This window comes from Plantactinospora sp. CNZ321 (assembly GCF_004217235.1).
Map to the genome: position 1 here is coordinate 5,724,835 of NZ_SHKQ01000001.1, position 20,338 is coordinate 5,745,172.

Here is a 20,338-nt window from a genome sequence, read left to right on the forward strand (position 1 = left end):
TGGCTCAGCCCGCTGTCGCGGCCTTGGCGGCGGCCTTCATCTGCTGCTTGTGCTCGCGCACCTTCGCCAGCGACGTCTCGTCCACCACGTCGGCGACCGAGTGGTGGGCGCCCTCGACGCCGTAGTCACCGGCCGCCTCACGCCAGCCGGGTGGCTGCACACCGAAGCGCTTGCCGAGCAGGGCGAGGAAGATCTGCCCCTTCTGCTTGCCGAAGCCCGGCAGCCCGGTGATCCGTTTCAGCAGCTCCGGACCGTCCGCCGCCTCCGACCAGAGCCGGCTCGGGTCACCGTCGTACCGCTCGACGAGGGTCCGGCACACCTCCTGCACCCGGGCCGCCATCGCCTTGGGAAACCGGTGCAGGGCGGGGCGCTCGGCGAAGATCACGGCCAGCGCCTCCGGGTCGAAGCCGGCCAACTCGGCCGCGTCCGGCATGTGGCCGAGCCGCTTCTCCAACTCGTACGGGCCGGCGAAGGCCTTCTCCATGCTGACCTGCTGGTCGAGCACGAGCGCGATCACGAGTGCCAGAGGATCCCGATTGACGAGTTCGTTCGCCGCAGGATCGATCGGAAGGGAGAGTTCCATGGTCTGATGATGCCGCAGTCGTCGGGTGGCAGTTCGCGGCGCGGTGACGGGTGCCGAGGACATCACACGATTGAGTCCATCCCTTCCGATCCGTTCCTGCCCTCGGCACTGCTGTTCCTGGCCGGCGCGGCCCGGAACCTGCTTCCTGACCACAGGTCACCACCCGGTCCGGCGTCGAGCCGGTGACCACGGACAACCGTCGGGCCACGGTCGGCTGCTTACCACGCTCCGCCACGCTCCGCCACGCTCCGGTGGACGGCACCCGGCGAGAACGCACTCCCTCGCGGCGACTCAGTCGAGACAGAACTCGTTGCCCTCGATGTCCTGCATCACGAGGCAAGACTCGTTGTAGCCATCGGCAGACAGCAGTCGCACGCGTGCCGCGCCGAGCGCGATCAGTCGTGCGCATTCGGCCTCGAGTGCGGCCAGGCGCTCCTCACCGACGAGCCCGGTGCCGACCCGTACGTCAAGATGCAGCCGATTCTTGACAACCTTGCCTTCGGGGACGCGCTGGAAGTAGAGCCGCGGTCCCACACCTGTGGGATCAATGCATGCGAACCCTGTGCCCTGTCGCTCGGGCGGCAGCGAGCGACTGTAATCGTCCCAGGTGGCGAACCCCTCCGGCGGTGCCGGAACGACGTACCCCAACACCTCGCACCAGAAACGAGCAAGACGCTCGGGTTCTGCGCAGTCGAAGGTGACCTGGATCTGCTTGACCGACGCCATCGGCCGAGCATAGAGGGGGACTTCGCCGGCTCGACCGGACCCCTCCGACCAGGCGACACATCGCCGGGATCCGAGTACGGGACCCTCGGCCCCGGGCCGAAGCCGCGCTCCACACTCCCGGGGGCGGCGGCTGTGCCGGGGTGCTCCACCGGGCATTCACCGATGCTGAGCATCGTCGATATTGCCGGGGTGGGGCGGGGCGTGCTGGAATGGCTCATATCGCCGCAGTGCGGGGGCAACCGCACTGGGAACGGCCAGCACGGGAGCTAGAGCAGTGTCGGCAGCGGCGCCGCCGCGACGCCAGATGGATCCGCGCTGCGTTCGCCGGGCCAGTTTCCGCCAACGACGGACACCTACCCCGCACGGGTCGGCACGTCCGACGAGATCTGCCAACGCACCAACCCGGCGACGAGATGAGACACGATCATGATTACCCGGAACAGTTTCGCGGGGTGGTACCGCAACCGCTTCGTGTGGGTGGCGGTCATCCTGCTGGCGGTGTCGGCCGGCACCGTCATCCTGGTCAACACGGCCGGTTCGGAGGCCGGACCAGCGGATCTGCGGGGGCAGATCACGACCCGGCTGCGGACCACTCTGGAGTCTGTCGACCCGGGGCAGCACCAACACTCGGGCCATCACGTGCAGCAGGCGACCGCCGAGAAGGACGGCAAGAAGCCGTCGATCATCTGCGGCGTACACGTCTACGGTTTCGAGCCGAGCGGGGTCAGCACGCTCGCCGAGGTGCAGACGGTCTACGGCTTCCACCTCTGCGGGGTCGCCGAGCAGGATCGACCCTGGGACTGGGCGGTCAAGCTGGCCGGCCCGGTGATCGTGGACATGTCCACCGAACCGCCGGGCATCCAGGTCGTCGAGGCGACCGACGACGTCCGGTTCGTCGACCGACTGCGGGACATGTTCCCGGACAAGTACGAGGAACTGGCGCTCAAGGAGGCACTGGACACCTCGGAGATGGCCGACCTGCGCCGCCGCTACGACGAGGCGGCCGGGCTCTGACCCGTCGGCACGACCGGAGGCGGGGGCGTATCCACTTCCGTACCGGCCAGCCCGGGCGTACCCCGCTCGGTAGACTGCCGGTCGCCGGTCGCCGGACCCGGCGTACCCGAGTGGAGGTCGAGCCGTGACGACACCGCGCCGGCCCCCGCTGGCCGAGCAGCTCGACCTGGCCCCCACCCGGAGGGCGGCTGGTTCCGCGAGACCTGGCGCTCGACGCACGCCTTCGACCCCGAGGGGTACGGCGGATCGCGTGCCGCCGCGACCGCGATCTACTTCCTGCTGCAACCCGGGGAACGGTCCCGCTGGCACGTCGTCCGCTCCGACGAGCTGTGGCTCTGGCACTCGGGTGGCCCGCTGCGGCTGCGGCTCGATGGCGCGGCCAGGGTACCGGCGGAGAAACCGACCGACGTCCGGCTCGGCCCCGACGTGGCCGCCGGTGAGCGGCCACAGGCGGTGGTCCCCGGCGGTGTCTGGCAGTCGGCCGAGCCGGCGGGTGACCAGCCGGTCCTGCTGAGCTGCGTGGTGGCGCCCGGCTTCGACTTCGCCGACTTCCATCTGGCCTGAGCCGACCCCGGCCCGGGTCGGCACCGGCGGCGGCATCCCGTCGAGAACAGCCGTTCACGGTCGAGCGCCACCGCCGATCCGCCGTGCACCACCGCCGATGTCCGGCCGTGCACCACCGCCGATGTCCGGCCGGCGCCGGTACGGCACGCTTGCCGGATGACTACCGCACCTGCGCCGGGTACCCCCTACCACCGGCTGGCCCGCACGGAACGGCACCGCTGGTGGCGCCCGCTGCTCGGCACCCTGCTGATCCTCGGCGGGACCTTCGTCGTCCTCTGCCTGCTGGCCGGCATCGGCACCGCGGCCGCCCTCCTGGCCGGACGACCGGACGGGCCGGACGGCCTGCCGACCCTCGGCACGGTGGGTGACCTCGCGCTGCTACTGGCCACCATCGCCGCCGCGCTGCCGTTCGTGCTCCTCGCGGCGCGCTGGGTGCAGGCCCGTCCGGCCGGTACCGTCTCCTCGGTGCTCGGCCGGCTGCGCTGGCGCTGGCTCGGCTGGTGTGCGCTTGTCGCCGTACCGGCGGTGCTGCTGTTGCTGGGCGGCGGCATCGGCCTGCTGTCGCTGACCGGCGGCACGGACGACGGCGGAGCCGTCGACAGCGGCTGGCCGGGCTGGGCCGGCTTCCTCGGCGCGCTTGTCGTACTGCTCCTGCTGGTGCCGTTGCAGGCCGCCGCCGAGGAGTACGTCTTCCGGGGCTGGCTGTTGCAGGCCGTCGGCGCTTTCCTCCGCACACCGTGGCCGGCGATCGCCCTCCAGGCCGTGCTCTTCGCTCTGGCCCACGGCTGGGGCACCGGGTGGGGCTTCGTCGACCTGACGATCGTGGGCGGCGTGCTCGGCTGGCTGACCATCCGTACCGGTGGCCTGGAGGCGGCGATCGCGCTGCACGTGGTGACCAACCTGGCCTCGTTCATTGGCGCGGCGGCGGTGGGTGACCTCGCCAGCGAGGAGACGGCCGCCGACGCTCCCTGGCAGATGTTCGTGGTCAGCCTGCTGGTGCACGCCGGCTACGCCGCCGTGGTGCTCTGGCTGGCCCGGCGCCACCGGCTGCCGACCGTCGCGCCCGACCGTCCGACCCCCGCACCGTCGTACCCGATGCCCGCCCCCGGACATCCACTTCCCGGAGCCCAGGGGTACCTGATGCCCGCCCCCGGACATCCACTGTCCGCGTATCCGGGCTACCCGACCGCTGCCCCCGGGCATCCGTTCCCCAATCCGGCGCACCCGGCCGTCGCCCCCGGGCATCCGCTGACCGGTCCGGGGCAGCCGGCTGGCGGAACCGGGCAGCCGACGGTTGCCGCCCCCGAGCCGACACAGCGGTCGGGAGCTGGGGAAACGCCGATCGAACCGGTCGACTGATTCTCGAGTGTCGCGCCCGGTTACACCCGACGGGGTGGTTCCGGGCCTCGAACTGCGGGGGTTGCGGGCCGGTCCGGCTCGGCCGGCGGGCAGGATGGACGCCGTGGACGGGAACGAGATGCTGCTGTCCCCGGCTGGGGTCGACCAGCTCCGGACGGCACTGACCAGCGCGGGCTACACCTCGAGCGGCATCGCCGACCGGCTCGGCCCGGCAGCGACCAGCGGACTGGCCCGCAACGACTACCGGGCGGCGCTTCGGGTCACCGAGGAGCGGGAGCCGCTCGCCACCCTGATCCGGCTCTTCGTCTGCGCCCAGACCGAGCCGGAGGCCACGGTACGGAACGCGTTCGCCCCACTCCCGCTCGCCGACGCGCTCGCCGGAGGGCTGCTCGAACGGGTCGGCGACGGACTGCGCCAGGGTGTCGACCTGGAGCCGTACGGGGACTCCTGGTGGGTCCTCTCCGACGTACCGGCCGGTGCCCGGCCCGGCCAGCCGCTCGCGGCCGACCACGTACTCGGGATCGGCGGTGCGACCACCACGCTGGTCGGGGCGACCATCCGGCGCCCGGTCGGCACCGCCCTCGACCTCGGCACCGGCAGCGGGGTGCAGGCGCTGCACCTGGCCGAGCACGCCCGCTCGGTGACCGCCACCGACGTCTCCGACCGGTCACTGCGGTTCGCCGCGACCACCGCGGCGCTGAACGGACACCACTGGGAGCTGCGCAAGGGCGACCTGGTCAGGCCGGTGGCCGGTCGTCGCTTCGACCTGGTGGTGAGCAATCCGCCATTCGTGGTCGGTCCCGGCACCACCACGCACAGCTACCGTGACTCGGGCCGGGTCGGCGACGGGATCGGCGCCGAACTGGCCGCCGCCGCACCGGGACTGCTCACCGAGGGCGGCACCATGCAGTACCTGGCGAACTGGCTGCACGTGGCCGGGGAGGACTGGGGCGAGCGGGTCGCCGGCTGGTTCGCCGGCACCGGGCTGGACGCCTGGGTGATCCAGCGCGAGGTCGCCGACCCGATGGCCTATGTCGACCTGTGGCTTGCCGACGCCAGCGAGGCTGCGGACCCGCACCGGGTCGCCGCCTGGCTGGACTGGTTCGACGCGCAGAAGGTCGAGGCGATCGGCTTCGGCGTGGTGAACCTGCGCCGGGGCGGCAGCACCGATCCGGTGCTCCGGGTCGAGGATCTGCGGCAGGCCGTACAGCCGCCGATGGGGGAGCAGATCGCGGCCTGGTTCGACCGGCAGGACTGGCTGCGGGGCCGGGACGGCGAGGCGCTGCTGGCGACCCGGTTCCGCGCGGTCGACGGGCTGAAGCTGCGCCAGGAGGCGTCGATGGGCGACGACGGCTGGGCGGTGGACCGGCAGATCCTCGTCCAGTCGCACGGGCTGCGCTGGACCGAGGAGGTGGACCCGCTGGTGCTGGCCCTGGTCGGCGGGGCCAACGGCCAGGTGCCGCTGCGCGAGCAGCTGGCGGTGCTGGCGCTGGCCCACGACGTACCGCCGGAGGACCTTGCCGACGCGGCCGGGCCGATCATTGCGCACCTGATGGAACGCGGCGTCCTGGCGCCCGTGGCAGACTGACGCCGTGCGAGCGGTGGTGCAGACGGTCAGCCGGGCCAGCGTGACGGTGGACGGCGAGGTGGTCGGGGCGATCTCCGACGGGCTGCTGGTACTGCTCGGGGTGACCCACGCCGACAGCCCGGCCACCGCCGAGACGATGGCCCGGAAGGTGCACGAGCTACGCATCCTGGACGACGAGCGGTCCGCCGCCGACCTCGGGGCACCGCTGCTGGTGGTCAGCCAGTTCACGCTCTACGGCGATGCCCGGCGGGGCCGCCGGCCGAGTTGGGGCGCGGCGGCCCCGGCCGAGCTGGCCGAACCGCTGGTGACGGCGTTCGTCGAGGCGCTGCGGCTGCGGGGCGCCAAGGTGGAGACCGGCCGGTTCCAGGCACACATGCTCGTCGAGAGCGTGAACGTCGGCCCGCGTACGGTGCTGCTGGAGCTGTAGGAGCCAGCAGCACCGGCCCGGCCGGGCAGAGCAGCGCGGGCAGCCTCAGAAGCGCAGAGGCTAGGAAGCCGAAGGCCCAGAAGCCGAAGGCCCAGAAGCGGAGAAGCTCAGGAGAACAGGCCGCGCTTCTGCATGGACTGGCGCAGCCAGCTGTCGAGCTGTCTGGTCCAGTCGGTCCGGTCCACCGACGCGTAGTCGATGGTGAACCGGCCGAACGCGTCACGGCCCTCGGTGAAGAGCCCACCCCGCTTGTCGATCTCCAACACGATCTGCAGCTGCTGCGGCATCGCCACGAAGGTCAGTTCAAGCTGGTTGATCGCACGGGCGTACTGCGGTCCGGGATAGAACTCGATCTCCTGGTAGAACGGCAGGCTCTGTTGCACGCCGTAGATGTGGCCGCGCTCGACGTCCGCCCGGCTGAACCGGAAGCCGAGCTGCGCCAGGGCGTCGATGACGCGCTCCTGCGCGGGCAGCGGATGCACCGCCACCGGGTCGAGATCACCCTTGTCCACCGCCCGGGCGACCTCCAGTTCGGTACGCAGACCCATGGTCATCCCGTGCAGGTGCTGGCCGCCGATCTCGGTCAGCGGAGTCTCCCACGGCACCTCGAAGCGGAACGGGATGTCGTGACGCTGCCCGCTCTCCAACCGGAACGGGCCGGTCACCCGCTGCCGGTGGAACTCCTGGGTGGTGTTGTACTCACTGTCACCGCTCTCCACCTCGACCCGGGTCACCAGGCCGAGCGCGACGTACTCGACATCCACCGGGTGGTCGCCGCCGGCGACGTGGACCTGGCCCTCGAGAAAACCGCCTGGCCGGCAGTTCGGGTTGGTCAGCACCGTCTCGACCGACGGACCGCCCACACCCATCGCCTGCATCAACCGTTTGAAGACCACCACGTCCTCCATTCGTCATTGATCTCTGTTCCCGTCCCGCACGGTAATCGGCACCGGCAAGCACCCTCCGCGCTTGTCGCCCGGCACCGGCAAGCACTCGTCGCGGGCAGGCTCCCGGCCGACCGGGTGATCGATCGGTTCAAGGACGGAAAAGCGGACGAATTATCGCCACGCGTTCTCCCGGTTTCATGCCAACCCGACGCTCTCCTCACCTCCGCTTCACGCGCCACCGGCCAAGCTATGTGTCACCAGCGCGGTTGTCCGCTGGGACGCGCCACATGTCGAAGCGGGGAGGCGACAGATGATGGTTCTGCACAACAGCGAGAGCCACACTCACCCGGCCAGCGCGGCCGGCGTCGACAACGAGCCGACCGGAGACGGCGGGCCTGTCATGGTCGACCTCGACGCGACCGACGAGCGCGGCGCCTCGGCCGACCTGGTCCGGGCGTACCTCAACGGTATCGGCCGGACCAAGCTGCTCACCGCCGTACAGGAGGTGGAGCTGGCCCGGCGGATCGAGGCAGGGCTCTACGCCGAGGAAAAGCTGAACGGCGACACCCGGGGCGTACTGCCGGCGGAGTTGCGGGCGGACCTGGAGATCGTCGCCGCCCAGGGGCGGGGCGCGAAAAACCACCTGCTGGAGGCGAACCTGCGGCTGGTGGTCAGCATAGCGAAGCGGTACACGGGGCGGGGCATGGCGTTCCTGGACCTGATCCAGGAGGGCAACCTCGGCCTGATCCGGGCCGTCGAGAAGTTCGACTACACCAAGGGCTACAAGTTCTCCACCTACGCCACCTGGTGGATCCGGCAGGCCATCACCCGAGCCATGGCCGACCAGGCCCGCACCATCCGCATCCCGGTACACATGGTCGAGCAGGTCAACCGGATGGTCCGGGCCCGCCGCGACCTGGCGACCCAGCTGGGCCGGGAGCCGACCGTGGCCGAGGTCGCCGCCGCGCTGGGCGTACCGGAGTTCCAGGTCATCGAACTCATCTCGTACGACCGGGAGCCGGTCAGCCTCGACCAGGCCGTCGGCGAGGACGGTGAGAGCGCCCTCGGGGATTTCGTCGCCGCCGTCGACCCCCGCGAGGAGCCCGGTGACGCGGTCTCGGCGGGCATGCTCCGCAACGAGGTGGAGATCGTGCTCGCCACCCTCTCGCACCGCGAGCAGGCCGTGATCCGGCTGCGCTTCGGCCTGGACGATGGCCGGCAACGCACCCTGGACGAGGTGGGGCGGGAGTTCGGGCTCTCCCGGGAGCGGATCCGCCAGATCGAGAAGGTCACCCTGCTGAAGCTGCGCCACCCGTCCCGGGCCGACCGGCTGGAGGCGTACGCGAGCTGAGCCGTACCACCGGGAGTCCTCGCCACCAGACACAGGTGGCGAGGACTCCCGGTGGCGTGCCCGTGGTCCGGGGCCGCCCGTCGGTCCTCACCCGACCGCCGGGGTCTCACCCGACCACCGGGGTCTCACCCGACCGTCGGGTCTCAGCCGACCGCCGGATTTTCAGCCGACCGCCGGATTCTCAACCGAGACGCCGGATTCTCAGCCGACCGCCAGGTCCCGGCGGCGGAACGTGGCCAGGCCGAGTGCGGTCAGCGCGACCGCGACGCCGAGCAACACCACCATCGGCGTGGCGCTCGGGTCGGCGGCCGGCACCGCCGGCAGATGGGTGAACGGCGACAGGTTCAGTACCGGCTGCGGCAACTCCAGCAACGCGCCGAGCTGACCCAGCACGACGCAGAGCAGGAACGCCGACCAGGACAGCGCCACCGACAGCCGGGGCAACAGCCCGAACAGCACCACCACCAGGCCGGTGACGACGAGCGCCGCCGGTGCCTGGACCAGCCCGGCCACGGTGAGCCGGGCCACCTGCCCGGGTACGTCGCCGGTGACCAGTCCGTAGCCGAGCCCGGTGCTGGCACCCGCGAGCGTCAGCAGGGCAACCGTGCCGAGCGCGGCCCAGAGCAGGTGGCTGAGCAGCCAGCGGGGCCGGCTGACCGCGGTGGCGAGTATCCCCTCCAGGGCTCCGGTGGCCTCCTCGGTCCGCAGCCGCAGCACCGCCTGCACGGCGAAGCCGGCCACCGCGAGGGCGAACATCGCCATCATGGTGCCCAGGAACGCGTCGGTCAGCTTGTCGGTGCCACCGAGCTGGGTGATCAGCTCGCTGGCGGCCTCGTTCTCGCCGACGAAGCTGTCCAACTGGTCACCGACCGAGCCCATCGACAGCCCCATCACCACGACGCCGATCGCCCAGCCCAGCACCACACCGCGCTGCAACCTCCAGGCCAGACCACCGGGACTGAGCAGGCTGCCGGCAGCCACCGCCGGCCCCCGGCGGACCGCCAGTACCCCACTGCCCAGGTCGCGGTGGGCGGTCAGCACGAACGCCGTACCGACGGCGAGCAGCGCGAATCCGGCCGTCAGGGCCAGTACCGGCCAGCGGTTGCCGTCGAACGCCCGGACCTGGTTGGCCCAACCGAGCGGGGAGATCCAGGACGGCCAGGCGCTGACCACCCGCATCCCGTCGGCGGAGACGGTTCCCCAGGCGTCTCCGGCGGCCCGGAGCAGGAAGGCGAGCCCGACGACGGCCGCCGCCATGCCGTTCGCGCCGCGCGCCGTGCCGGAGATCTGGGCGGTCACCGCGGCGACCGCCGCGAACGAGACCCCGATTCCGGCGATCGCCGCACCGAGGGCGAGCGAGCCGGCCATCGGCAGGCCCCCGGCGGCGAGCGCCAGGGCGAGCAGCAGCCCGCTGAGCAGGTTCGCGGCCAGCACGGTGAGCAGGGCCGCGGTCAGCGGGGCATGCCGGCCGACCACCGCCGAGCCGAGCAGCTCCGCCCGCCCGGTCTCCTCGTTCTGCCGGGTGTGCCGGACCACCGCGAAGGTGCTGAGCAACGCGGCGAGCAGGGCCAGTGTGGTGTACGCCTCGGCGGTGACCACCGACCCGAGGCTCGGCCCCGAGACCGGGCCGTTGAACGCCCGGGCGACCACGCTCGCCGCGCTGGTGGTGGCGTAGCCGATCCGATCGGACTCGGTGGCGTAGATGCCGGCGACGCTCTGCGCGACCGCGGCGCCGACTCCCGGCACGGCCAGCGCCCAGACCAGGAGCTTCACCCGGTCCCGGCGCAGCGCGAGCCGGGTCAGCCGGGCGGTGCCGGTGAACGCGGTCATCGGGCACCCGCCGGCAACGGGCGCTGGCCGGGTGCGGCGGCGGAACCGTCGCCGTAGTGCCGCATGAACAACTCCTCCAGGGTCGGCGGCGTACTGGTCAGGGTCCGTACGCCGAACCGGGCGAGGTGAGCCAGCACCGGGTCGAGGGTGCCGGACTCGACCTCGAACCGGGTGGTCGCGCCGGAGACGGTAACCGCGTGCACCCCGGCCAGGTCGGCGAGCCCGTCGACCGGGCGTTCCGTCTCGACCGTCATCGGGGTACGGGTCAGGTGGCGCAACTCGGCCAGGGTGCCGGACTCGACGGTACGACCGGCCCGGATGATGCTGACCCGGTCGCAGAGCGCCTCGACCTCGGACATCACGTGGCTGGAGAGCAGCACCGTCCTGCCCGCGTCGCGCAGCGCGGTGACGTACTCCCGGAAGACCGCCTCCATCAACGGGTCCAGCCCGGAGGTCGGCTCGTCGAGCACCAGCAGTTCCACGTCGGAGGCGAACGCCGCGACGATCGCCACCTTCTGCCGGTTGCCCTTTGAGTAGGTGCGGCACTTCTTGGTCGGGTCGAGGTCGAAGCGCTGCAGCAGTTCGTCCCGGCGGGCCCGGTCCAGGCCGCCGCGCAGCGCGCCGAAGAGGTCGATCGCCTCCCCACCGGAGAGGTTGGGCCATAGGTTCACGTCGCCGGGCACGTACGCCAGCCGGCGGTGCAGCGACACGGCGTCCCGCCAGGGGTCGCCGCCCAGTACGTCGACCTCGCCCGCGTCCTTGCGGAGCAGGCCGAGCAGGATCCTGATGGTGGTGGACTTTCCCGCCCCGTTCGGCCCGAGGAACCCGTGCACCTCACCGGAGCGGACGGTCAGATCCAGTTCGTCCAGCGCGCGGGTGGTTCCGAAGGTCTTCACCAGGCCGGCCACCGAGATCGCGGTCATGACGCTCCCTTGCTAGTTGCCGATTACGCTTGCCGATTCCGCGCCGTCTGTCGGCCAGGACGACGCGCCAAGCCAGATCGTGACGGTCTCGACGCCAGTGTACTGACCGATGGTAGGACGACCGTCACAGATCTCCCGATCGTCGGTCAGTCGTCGGTACGCTGGGCGAATGGAACGATCGCCCGCCCTCGACACCAGGAGCCGGATCCTCCGTACCGCCCTCGACCTGTTCGGGGCGCAGGGCTACCAGCGCACCTCGCTGCGGCAGATCGCCGACCGGCTGGGGCTGACCAAGGCGGGCATCCTCTACCACTTCCCCACCAAGGAGCACCTGCTGGTGGCGCTCGCCGAGCCGCTCGTCTCCGACCTGGAGGCGGCCCTGGACCGGGCGGCCCGGTTGCCCTGGCCGGCGGCCCGCTGGGCGGCGCTGGAGGGCTGGGTCGACACCCTGCTACGGCACCGCCGTCCGTTGAAGACGCTCTACCACGACTTGACGCTGCTCGCCCGGGGCAGCACGTATACCCGGATCATGCGGCTCGCCACCAAGGCGTACGACCTGGTCGCCGGAGCGGACGCGACCCGGCTGGAGCGGATCCGGGCAATCCAGGCGACCGGCATGCTCGGCGATCCGATCGTCTTCTTCGCCGACGTGCCGGACGACGAACTGAGGGCGGCGCTGCTCGACGGCGCTACCCGACTCCTCGGCGCCCCGTCACCGTCACCGTCACCGTCACGCGACGCTCCGACATCCATCGCCCCGGCACCGCCATCCGACGCCCCGGCACCGCCGTCCCCCGCCCCGGCCCCGGCACCGGCACCGGCACCGGCATCCGACGCTCCGGAGCCGGCATCCGACTCCCCGGCACCGCCGTCCCTCACCCCGGCACCGCCGTCCCCCGCTCCGGCGGGGTGGCACGCCGGCCCGGAGCGGCTCCAGCCGGGTCGGCGGCGCCGGGCGGGGCGCCCACCGGGGCTCAGCGCCGAGCAGGTCCGGGCGGCGCGGGCCATGCACGGGGCCGCCCTGCACACCGTGGACCAGATCGCCGCCAGCCTCGGCGTCTCCCGGGCCACTCTCTACCGGCATCTGCGGGCAGCCGAGCCGAGCCGTCCCGAGGCATAACGAGACGGTTTCGACACTATTTTGCGACGGGCTGCGGGCGGTGCCGATCCCCGGGCCGACGGACGGTGGTGCCGGGGCATCGGACGACGGTGCCAGATCCTCGGGCGGTGGCGGGTCAGGACCCCGGATCCTGCGGGTCGAGCCCGTGCAGCGGAAAGACTGCCTTGCGGGTCGCCATGATCGCCCGGTCCACCGCATCCGGCTCACCGGTCGGCTGCCACGGCTCGTACGAGCAGTCCGCCTCGTCGGTCATCCGCAGCGGTACCTCCCGCTCCGGACGGCGGGCCGTGGCCAGCGCCCGCCAGCCCGGCGGAGTCAGCGTCGCCGGGTCGATCGGGTCGCCGGTGGCCACCGCGAGCAGGTGCGTCCAGGCCCGGGGCACCACCTCGACCAGCGCGTAGCCGCCGCCACCGGTGGCCACCCAACGCCCCTCGCAGAGTTCGTCAGCCAACGTTCGCAGCGCCAGATAGCTCGCCCGCTGCCCGTCCACGCTCAGCCGCAGATCGGCGAGCGGATCGAGCCGGTGGCTGTCCGCACCGCACTGGGTGAGGAGGATCTGCGGCTGGAAAGCACGCAGCAGCGCCGGAACGGTGGCGTGGAAGCCCCGCAGCCAGCCCGCGTCGCCGGTGCCGGGCGGCAGCGGCAGGTTGACCGCGCTCCCCTCGGCCCCCAGGCCACCCGTCTCGTCGGAGAACCCGGTGCCGGGAAAGAGCGCCAACGGCGTCTCGTGCAGGCTGATCGTCAGCACCCGGGGATCCGTGTAGAAGACCTCCTGCACCCCGTCACCGTGGTGCACGTCGACGTCCACGTAGGCCACCCGCTCGGCACCGAGGTCCAGCAGCCGGGCGATGGCCACCGCCGGATCGTTGTAGACGCAGAACCCGGCCGCCCGGCTCGGCATCGCGTGGTGCAGGCCACCGGCCACGTTGACCGCCCGGCGGGCCTCGCCGCGCCAGACCGCCTCGGCCGCGGCCAGGCTCGCCCCAGCCACCAGGGCACTGGACTCGTGCATCCGGTCGAAGATCGGGTTGTCTGGCGTACCGAGGCCGTATCCGGAGAAGAGCGGGTCGCTCGGCGCCGCCCGGACGGCGTCGAGGTAGTCCGACCGGTGCACCCGGGCGAGTGCCGCGTCGTCGGCCGGGGTGGGCGCCACCACGCGCACGCCGGGCCGGTCCAGTACGCCGAGTTCCCGAGCCAGGGCCACGGTCAGTTCGACCCGTACCGGGTCGAGTGGGTGGTCACCGAGGTCGTACGCCAGCAGACTCTCGTCCCAGACCACCACCGTGTCGTCCGACATGTCCTTCATCGTCGCATGACGACCGAGGACCGTCCGCGACCGCATACCCCGGAGCGCCGCGCGCCGGGCACCGCGACGCGAGGCGCCCGCCGCACGGCGACGCAACGTGCCGCGGGTCGGCACCACGACGCAACGTGCCGCAGGTCGGCACCACAACGCAACGTGCCGCGCGCCGGCACCACGACGCAGCGCCGGCTCAGTCGGCGTCCGGCGCCGGGTCGGCCGGATCGGCGCCGAGCGCGACCCGCCGCTCGGGGTCGGTGATCCAGTGGCTCCACGACCCGACGTAGAGGGCCGCCTCGGGATACCCGGCCCGGTGCAGGGCGAGCACCGCCTGCGCGGCGGTCACCCCCGAACCGCAGTACGCGCCGACCCGCACTCCGGGCCGGACGCCCGCCTCGGCGAACCGGACCCGCAGCGCCTCGGCGGACGGAAGCCGACCGTCCGCCCCGACGTACTCGGTGGCCGGTACGTTCACCGCACCGGGAATGTGCCCGGCGACCGGGTCGACGGGTTCGGTCTCGCCCCGGTAGCGCGCCGCCGCCCGGACGTCGACCAGCACCCCCGCCGCCGCCACCTCGGCGGCCGAGCCGGCATCCAGCACCGGCATGCCACCCGGGCGTACGGTCACGTCCCCCGGCGTCGGCGCCGGCGGCTCGGTGCTGACGGGCAGCCCGGCCCCGACCCACGCCGGGAAGCCTCCGTCGAGCACCCTGACCTCGGCATGCCCGGCCCAGCGCAGCGTCCACCAGGCCCGTGCCGCCGCCATGCCGTCGCCGCCATCGTAGACCACCACCGGGCCACCCGTGCGGACGCCGGCCGCGCGCAGCACCCGCTGCAACGCCGCCGGCTCGGGCAGCGGATGCCGGCCGCCCGCCCCGGGTGGCCCGGACAGCTCCCGGTCCAGGTCGACAAAGACCGCGCCGGGCAGGTGCCCGGCCAGGTAGTCCGTGCGGCCGGGCGGTCCGACGAGCCGCCAGCGGACGTCCAGGACGACCGGCGGCTCGGTGGACGCCAGCTCGGCGGTGAGCCCGGCCACATCGACGAGGAGATCATCCGGTGCGGACACGCCGTCCAGTCAACACCATCCGGTGCGGAACCGCCCCAGCTCGGCGACACTGAATATCGGTTCCCCGAGGTACCATCGTGATCGGGAGGACCACTGACGTGAACGACCTAGTCGATACCACCGAGATGTACCTGCGCACCATCCTCGAACTGGAGGAGGAGGGGGTGCCGCCGCTGCGTGCCCGGATCGCCGAGCGGCTGCGCCAGAGTGGTCCGACTGTCAGCCAGACCGTGGCCCGGATGGAGCGCGACGGCCTGCTGACCGTCGAGGACGACCGGCACCTCCAGCTCACCGTGCTCGGCCGCACGCAGGCAATCTCGGTGATGCGCAAGCACCGGCTGGCCGAGCTCCTGCTCGTCAACGTGATCGGGATGCCCTACGAGGAGGCCCACGAGGAGGCCTGTCGCTGGGAGCACGTGATGAGCGACGCGGTGGAGAAGAAGGTCTTCGAGCTGCTCGACCGCCCCACCCGGTCGCCGTACGGCAACCCGATCCCGGGCCTGGAGGCGCTGAGCCCCGACCCGGAGGTAGCGGTGGAGACGCTCAGCGAGGGTGAACGCAATCTCGCCTTCCCCGGCCTGAGCGGCCCCGTGGTGGTCCGGCGGATCTGCGAGAGCGTCCAGAAGGAAGGCGACGTACTGCGGCAGTTGCACGCTGCCGGAGTCGACCCGGGCGCGATGGTGACGGTGGCGCAGGAGCGGGACGCGGTCACCATCGACCGTTCCGGCGACAAGGTACGGCTGCCCCGGGAGGTCGCCTCCCGGGTCTTCGTCGCCGCGGCCTGAGCGGCGCCGGTCAGAGGCGGTTGCTTTCGAGCATCTTCGCCAGATTGATCATTTTTGGCGCGAGGGCGTCGGCCTTGTCCCGATCCTCGCCGGCGGCGAAGGTGAAGCGGAGGCTGACCAGCCGCCCCTTACCGCTGAGCCAGCCCACCTCGATCGCGCTGCCGACGGTCTTCGACGGAGCCGTCGTGGCCCGGTAGGCGGCCTTGCCCAGCCCCTTGACGGTCTTGCCGCCGCTCGGCACCACCTCGTCGGCGAAGATCGACCCGTCGGCGGTGGTCGGGGTCACCGACAGCGCGAGTTCCGGTCGGGCCTCGGCCTCGCCACGCAGCACGCAGGTGTCCGTCTTGCCATGCCGGCTCGCCGCCGCGACCTCGAACCTGGTGCCAATGGCCTGCTCGATCGCCGCGTACTCCACCAGTTGACAGGCACCGCCGGCAGCCGACGCCGGCAACCGGACCACCTTCGGCGCCGGCCCGACCGACTGCGGTGCGGCCTCCTCGGCACAGCCGGTCAGCAGCAGCAGACCGCCAGCGATCAGGCAGAGTCGTCCGCGCACCTCGCACCTCCCCACCCGCCCGGCCCGAACGCCAGGGGAATCCGTCGGACACCGTACGGCTTCGGCGCGCCCGGCGAAACCCCGGTCCGCACCGCCTCCTCCGCAGCCCATCCCTTCGCACCGCCTCCTCCGCAGCGCTCCCGGCGCGGCCCGCCCCTGCGGGACCGACCGACGGCGGTGCCCCGGCTCAGCCGGTCGGCGGCGTCGGGTCATCCAGATACGGACAGTGCCGGCAGCCGCGGCCGCAGCAGGTGCCGCGCCGGGCCAGGAACCCGGCGGTGAGCACGAAGAGCCCGGTGGCCGGGTCGGAATAGCCGGACTCGCCGGCCGCGAGCGCGGCGGCGTGCGCGGTCAGGATCCGCTCCCGGTCCGGATGCGTCACCGGAAGCCGGGACGGGTGCGGCTGGTCGAGCCGGCGGGGTGCCAGCGGCAGGCGCCGGCCGCTCTCCTGCTCCTCCGGACCGCCCATCGCGCCGACCCTACGACAACCCGCTTCCGATACCTCGAACGGACCCCGCCGGCCGGACGCTCCCGACGCCCCAAGACCCACCGCCGAACGCTCCCGAGACCCCGGACCGGCCCACCGCCGGACGCTCCCGAGACCTCGGACCGGCCCACCGCAGGACGCGTCGGGGCAGCCGCTATCCGAACCAGAGCATCGACTGGCCGTGCCCCCGGGTCCAGGCGAGCGGCCTGCCGTCCAGCGCGAGCACGTTGTGGAACGCGTCGCTCGGCGGCTCCGGCAACCCGTCGTGGAGCAGCACCTCCGGAGCCTCGTTCGCGATCCAGTGGCCGGGCAGCCCGCGTACCAGGTCGGCGAAGGCTTGCCGGCGCGGCGCCGGCACCTGGTAGAGCACGGAGGTGTGGAAGACCACCAGGGTCGCCTCGGGCGGGGCCTGCGCGGCCAGCGCCGGCAGGTCGTCCACCAGGTCGCCCCGGACCAGCAGCGGCGGCTCGGCCGCGACGACCGCCGCCGCGGCCCGCAGCCGGGCCCGCCGGTACGCGTGCTCCGGCCAGATGGTGGCGTCCAGCCAGGCCAGGTCGGCCGGATCGGTCACGTCCAGCGGATTCAGGTCCAGGCCCGCCCGCCACACCACCTCCGGCAGCCGGGTCGGTGGCGCCACTCCGGTGGCGGTGCAGTCGAGCACCGGCGCACCAGCCCCGAGACGGTGGTCACCGTAACGGTAGGCGTAGCGGTCCGGGTAGAGGCAGAGCCCGGCGGAGGCACCGACCTCCAGCAGCGCGAGCGGCTGCGGCAGGGAGGTGAGTACCGGCAGCAGCAGCGCACACCGGCCGGCCTCGTTGGTCTGGGTCGCCCGGGTACGCATCTCGGCCGCGATCACCGGCCAGTTCGCCACCGTGTACTCGCGGAACGCCGCCGGTTCGTCGACCGGACCGCCGAGCAGCCGTACCACTCCGAACAGCAGGTTCGGCTGCTGCTTGGCCCGCGGCAGGGTGCCGATCAGGTTGAGCAGTACGTCGTCGCGGGAGACCGCGAGGGAGAGCCGCTCGTACCCGGGCGACACGCCTCGGGCCTCACGGGTGCCGAACTCCAGGTAGCGGCGGGCGATCGTCATGTACCGATGATCCCAGCGACCCGGCCGACGTCCTACCGGAGCGCCCTCGCGCCGGGGTATCCCTGATCACTGTCCCGCCCGGCCCGCGCGGCGAGATCATCCGTCCCGGAACGCGGCGACCGCCCGACCCCGTCGAGGGTCGGGCGGTCGCCGTGACAACCGTCGGTGCTGCCCACAAGGGGCGGTTCCGGCCGTCGGCTACGACCGCGATCCGGATCAGGTCAGCTGCAACCGGAGGTCGAACCGCAGCCCTCGCAGACGTAGCAGCTGCCGGCGGGGCGCATCTTGGTGCCGCAGGTGAAGCAGAGCGGTGCATCGGCCGCCGTTCCCAGCACCGACTCCAGCAGCTCGGTGGAGGAGCCGACCGTCGGCGCCGGCCGTTCCGCCACCACCTCGACCTGCTGCCGCTCCGCCGCCGGCTCCGGCCTGGTCGTCTCCACCGGCGCCGAGGCGGCCATCGCGGCGAGGTCCACCCCGTTCTCCGCCTCGGCCTCGGCCCGCAGCTGCGCGGCCCGCTCCTTGGCGGTGAAGATGCCCAGCTCGGCCCGGCGCTCGTAGGGCAGGAAGTCCAGCGCCAACCGGCGGAAGATGTAGTCCATCACCGAGGCCGCCATCCGGATGTCCGGGTCGTCGGTCATCCCGGCCGGCTCGAACCGCATGTTGGTGAACTTGCTGACGTACGTCTCCAGCGGCACGCCGTACTGCAGGCCGATCGAGATGGCCACCGAGAAGGCGTCCATCACCCCGGCCAGCGTCGAGCCCTGCTTCGACATCTTCAGGAAGACCTCGCCGAGGCCGTCGTCCGGGTACGACGAGGCGGTGAGGTAGCCCTCGGCCCCGCCGACCGAGAACGAGACCGTCTCGGAGGGGCGCTTCTTCGGCAGCCGCTTACGCACCGGCCGGTACTCGACGACCTTCTCGACCGCCTTCTCCGCGGAAGCCGGCTCGACCGCCTTCTCCTTTTCGTTCCTGGCGGCGGAGAGGGGCTGGCCGACCTTGCAGTTGTCCCGGTAGATCGCCAGGGCCTTGAGACCGAGCCTCCAGCCCTCGAAGTAGATCTCCTCGACCTCCTCGACCGTCGCCGCCTCCGGCATGTTGACCGTCTTGGAGATCGCGCCGGAGATGAACGGCTGCACGGCGGCCATCATCCGGACGTGCCCCATCGGGGCGATCGAACGCTGGCCCATCGCGCAGTCGAAGACGGCGTAGTGCTCCGGCTTCAGCCCGGGTGCGTCGATCACGTGGCCGTGCTCGGAGATGTGCTCGACGATCGCCTCGACCTGCTCCTCCGGGTAGCCGAGGCTGCGCAGGGCGCGCGGCACGGTCTGGTTGACGATCTGCATCGAGCCGCCGCCGACCAGCTTCTTGAACTTGACAAGCGCGAGGTCCGGCTCCACCCCGGTGGTGTCGCAGTCCATCATCAGGCCAATGGTGTTGTGGCTGACGAAGCCGCTGGCGACGTAGGTGACGTTCTCCGGCACCGACAGGTCGTACGTCGGCTGGATACCGCTGTCCTCGTTTGCCGCGACCGTCTCGAAGAGGTAGCCGAGCGCATGCCCGAGCCGGTCGTCACCGGTCTCGGCGAAAAGCCGCATCGCCACTGCCCGGGGCACCCCGCCGGTCTTGCGCAGCGACTGGGTGACCGCGTCACGCAGTTCGTGGCCGGCCGGCACGAGCAGTTCCCAGAGCCCGCCAGGCAGGTGAATCCGGTCCCTGTTGCCGGTCTGGGTCGGCTCGACAACCAGCAGGCGAGCCTTGCGCTCTCCGATGAAGCCGACCATCTCCTCGAATGCCAGGGCGTGCTCCAGGTTGCGCAGCCGAACCTGCCAGATGTCGGGGCCCATACCGCTGGTCGTCCGCCGGGTGGTGGTGGCCATCCCGAGCGTGAGCAGCAGCGTCCGGACCTCGGCGGCGAACGATTCGGTCGATGTCGAGACAGCCGGCACACCGGCGGCGACAGTACCGTCCGCCTCGAACAGACCGCGCAGGAACGCCGCGTACACAGCGGGGTCGTTGGTCTCCAGGATCGCCGACGGCACCCTGGGTGACCAGCCCTTGCCGGTGTGGTCGGCCTGCGGCAGGGCCTTGGCGAATCCGGCCGTCTGCCACCACCGGGCCAACCGCACCGACTGCAGCGTCACCTCCTGGTAGCCGGTCCGTGCCGTGACAACCGGCTCCAGACCGAAAAGCCCCTTACTCAGCACCCGCAGCCGTTCGACGACGTCCAGATCGGTGTCTGCGACGCAGAACCGCAGACCTTCGGCGTGCAGGCTCCCGTCGCCCATGAAGTAGCCGACCAGTTCGGCGAGGTCCGTGTCGACCTGGTCGGGCGCGTGCAGTCGACGGTCGCCTGCGTAGTACGCCTGGTCGAGCACTGGCAGCGGCACCCGACGCGGCTCGCCGACCAACGTGCCGAGCTGGATCGGAACCAGGTCCCCTGGGGCGACGTCCGCCATCCGCTTCCAGACCCACTCGCCGGACTGTGCGTCGACGATCTTGATCCGGTGCACGAGGGTGCCCTGGATCGCGTAGCCGCTGGCGGTGACCACCCGCCGGGTCGGCTCCTCCCCGTTGACGAAGAACTTGGTGGCCCTGCGGGCACCCTCGTCGGTGGAGACCCGCATGTCCAGGTCCTGCCACCGATCGCCGTAGACGTCGCCGATCTCGCCGAGCCGCGTCAGG

Annotated in this window: 17 protein-coding genes and 3 pseudogenes; 8 read left to right on the forward strand and 12 right to left on the reverse strand. The window is 72.1% G+C overall.

Annotated features, from left to right (window positions below):
- Nucleotides 1-4: 4 nt before the first annotated feature.
- Together EV371_RS24670 and EV371_RS24675 are read right to left on the reverse strand one after the other, a co-directional pair.
- Entirely contained in the window at nucleotides 5-583 is a 579-nt protein-coding gene (locus EV371_RS24670) for an HhH-GPD-type base excision DNA repair protein (protein ID WP_130464157.1), read from the reverse strand.
- 291 nt (nucleotides 584-874) lie between these two features.
- On the reverse strand, nucleotides 875-1,309 hold the full coding sequence (locus EV371_RS24675) for a VOC family protein (RefSeq protein ID WP_130464158.1): 435 nt from the start codon (nucleotides 1,307-1,309) through the stop codon (nucleotides 875-877).
- 426 nt (nucleotides 1,310-1,735) lie between these two features.
- Here EV371_RS24675 and EV371_RS24680 point away from each other — a divergent pair, with 426 nt between their 5' ends.
- The 5 genes and pseudogenes from EV371_RS24680 (at nucleotide 1,736) to dtd (ending at nucleotide 6,261) form a co-directional block, all read left to right on the forward strand.
- On the forward strand, nucleotides 1,736-2,323 hold the full coding sequence (locus EV371_RS24680; RefSeq protein WP_130464159.1) for a hypothetical protein: 588 nt from the start codon (nucleotides 1,736-1,738) through the stop codon (nucleotides 2,321-2,323).
- A 124-nt stretch (nucleotides 2,324-2,447) separates the two neighbouring features.
- A pseudogene (locus EV371_RS24685) lies at nucleotides 2,448-2,887 on the forward strand (cupin domain-containing protein).
- Nucleotides 2,888-3,043: 156 nt separating this feature from the next.
- Nucleotides 3,044-4,246: a CPBP family glutamic-type intramembrane protease gene (locus EV371_RS24690; RefSeq protein ID WP_130464160.1), complete on the forward strand. Its 1,203-nt coding sequence runs from the start codon at nucleotides 3,044-3,046 to the stop codon at nucleotides 4,244-4,246.
- Between the two features lie 103 nt (nucleotides 4,247-4,349).
- A complete protein-coding gene (locus tag EV371_RS24695; RefSeq protein ID WP_207230602.1) occupies nucleotides 4,350-5,834 on the forward strand; it encodes a DUF7782 domain-containing protein in 1,485 nt (494 codons plus the stop codon).
- Nucleotides 5,835-5,838: 4 nt separating this feature from the next.
- Nucleotides 5,839-6,261 (forward strand): D-aminoacyl-tRNA deacylase, encoded by a 423-nt coding sequence (gene dtd, locus EV371_RS24700; RefSeq protein ID WP_130464161.1) that lies wholly within the window; start codon nucleotides 5,839-5,841, stop codon nucleotides 6,259-6,261.
- A 107-nt stretch (nucleotides 6,262-6,368) separates the two neighbouring features.
- Here dtd and EV371_RS24705 read toward each other — a convergent pair whose 3' ends face one another.
- Complete coding sequence (locus EV371_RS24705; RefSeq protein WP_130466192.1) at nucleotides 6,369-7,157, reverse strand: sporulation protein; 789 nt, start codon at nucleotides 7,155-7,157, stop codon at nucleotides 6,369-6,371.
- Between the two features lie 391 nt (nucleotides 7,158-7,548).
- Here EV371_RS24705 and sigB point away from each other — a divergent pair, with 391 nt between their 5' ends.
- Nucleotides 7,549-8,499, forward strand: a complete 951-nt coding sequence (gene sigB / locus EV371_RS24710) for an RNA polymerase sigma factor SigB (RefSeq protein ID WP_130466193.1) — start codon at nucleotides 7,549-7,551, stop codon at nucleotides 8,497-8,499.
- Nucleotides 8,500-8,700: 201 nt separating this feature from the next.
- Here the strand turns inward: sigB and EV371_RS24715 are convergent, their stop codons facing one another.
- Together EV371_RS24715 and EV371_RS24720 are read right to left on the reverse strand one after the other, a co-directional pair.
- On the reverse strand, nucleotides 8,701-10,329 hold the full coding sequence (locus EV371_RS24715) for an anibiotic ABC transporter (RefSeq protein ID WP_130464162.1): 1,629 nt from the start codon (nucleotides 10,327-10,329) through the stop codon (nucleotides 8,701-8,703).
- Nucleotides 10,326-11,252 carry an ATP-binding cassette domain-containing protein gene (locus EV371_RS24720; protein ID WP_130464163.1) on the reverse strand — a complete coding sequence of 309 codons (927 nt, stop codon included), beginning with the start codon at nucleotides 11,250-11,252 and terminating at the stop codon, nucleotides 10,326-10,328. Before EV371_RS24720 ends, EV371_RS24715 begins: the two co-directional genes overlap by 4 nt.
- 169 nt (nucleotides 11,253-11,421) lie before the next feature.
- Here EV371_RS24720 and EV371_RS24725 point away from each other — a divergent pair, with 169 nt between their 5' ends.
- Entirely contained in the window at nucleotides 11,422-12,372 is a 951-nt protein-coding gene (locus tag EV371_RS24725; RefSeq protein WP_165436827.1) for a TetR family transcriptional regulator, read from the forward strand.
- Between the two features lie 115 nt (nucleotides 12,373-12,487).
- Here the strand turns inward: EV371_RS24725 and EV371_RS24730 are convergent, their stop codons facing one another.
- Both EV371_RS24730 and EV371_RS24735 read right to left on the reverse strand, forming a co-directional pair.
- Entirely contained in the window at nucleotides 12,488-13,669 is a 1,182-nt protein-coding gene (locus EV371_RS24730) for an acetoin utilization protein AcuC (RefSeq protein WP_130466194.1), read from the reverse strand.
- Nucleotides 13,670-13,865: 196 nt separating this feature from the next.
- Nucleotides 13,866-14,738, reverse strand: coding sequence for a sulfurtransferase (locus tag EV371_RS24735; protein ID WP_130464165.1), 873 nt, complete (start codon nucleotides 14,736-14,738; stop codon nucleotides 13,866-13,868).
- Nucleotides 14,739-14,836: 98 nt separating this feature from the next.
- On the opposite strand from EV371_RS24735, the gene EV371_RS24740 reads away from it, so the two are divergent.
- Nucleotides 14,837-15,523 (forward strand): iron-dependent transcriptional repressor DtxR, encoded by a 687-nt coding sequence (locus tag EV371_RS24740; RefSeq protein WP_130464166.1) that lies wholly within the window; start codon nucleotides 14,837-14,839, stop codon nucleotides 15,521-15,523.
- Between the two features lie 10 nt (nucleotides 15,524-15,533).
- On the opposite strand, the gene EV371_RS24745 is transcribed toward EV371_RS24740, so the two are convergent.
- The 5 genes and pseudogenes from EV371_RS24745 to EV371_RS33950 all read right to left on the reverse strand — a co-directional run.
- A complete protein-coding gene (locus EV371_RS24745; protein WP_130464167.1) occupies nucleotides 15,534-16,079 on the reverse strand; it encodes a hypothetical protein in 546 nt (181 codons plus the stop codon).
- A 187-nt stretch (nucleotides 16,080-16,266) separates the two neighbouring features.
- Nucleotides 16,267-16,548, reverse strand: coding sequence for a DUF5522 domain-containing protein (locus EV371_RS24750; RefSeq protein WP_130464168.1), 282 nt, complete (start codon nucleotides 16,546-16,548; stop codon nucleotides 16,267-16,269).
- A gap of 172 nt (nucleotides 16,549-16,720) precedes the next feature.
- Nucleotides 16,721-17,656 (reverse strand): DUF2332 domain-containing protein, encoded by a 936-nt coding sequence (locus EV371_RS24755; RefSeq protein ID WP_130464169.1) that lies wholly within the window; start codon nucleotides 17,654-17,656, stop codon nucleotides 16,721-16,723.
- A gap of 221 nt (nucleotides 17,657-17,877) precedes the next feature.
- Nucleotides 17,878-19,092 (reverse strand): annotated as a pseudogene (locus EV371_RS33945) (TSCPD domain-containing protein); the annotation flags it as partial.
- Nucleotides 19,093-20,280 (reverse strand): annotated as a pseudogene (locus EV371_RS33950) (LAGLIDADG family homing endonuclease); the annotation flags it as partial. It abuts the pseudogene before it with no gap.
- Nucleotides 20,281-20,338 lie beyond the last annotated feature (58 nt).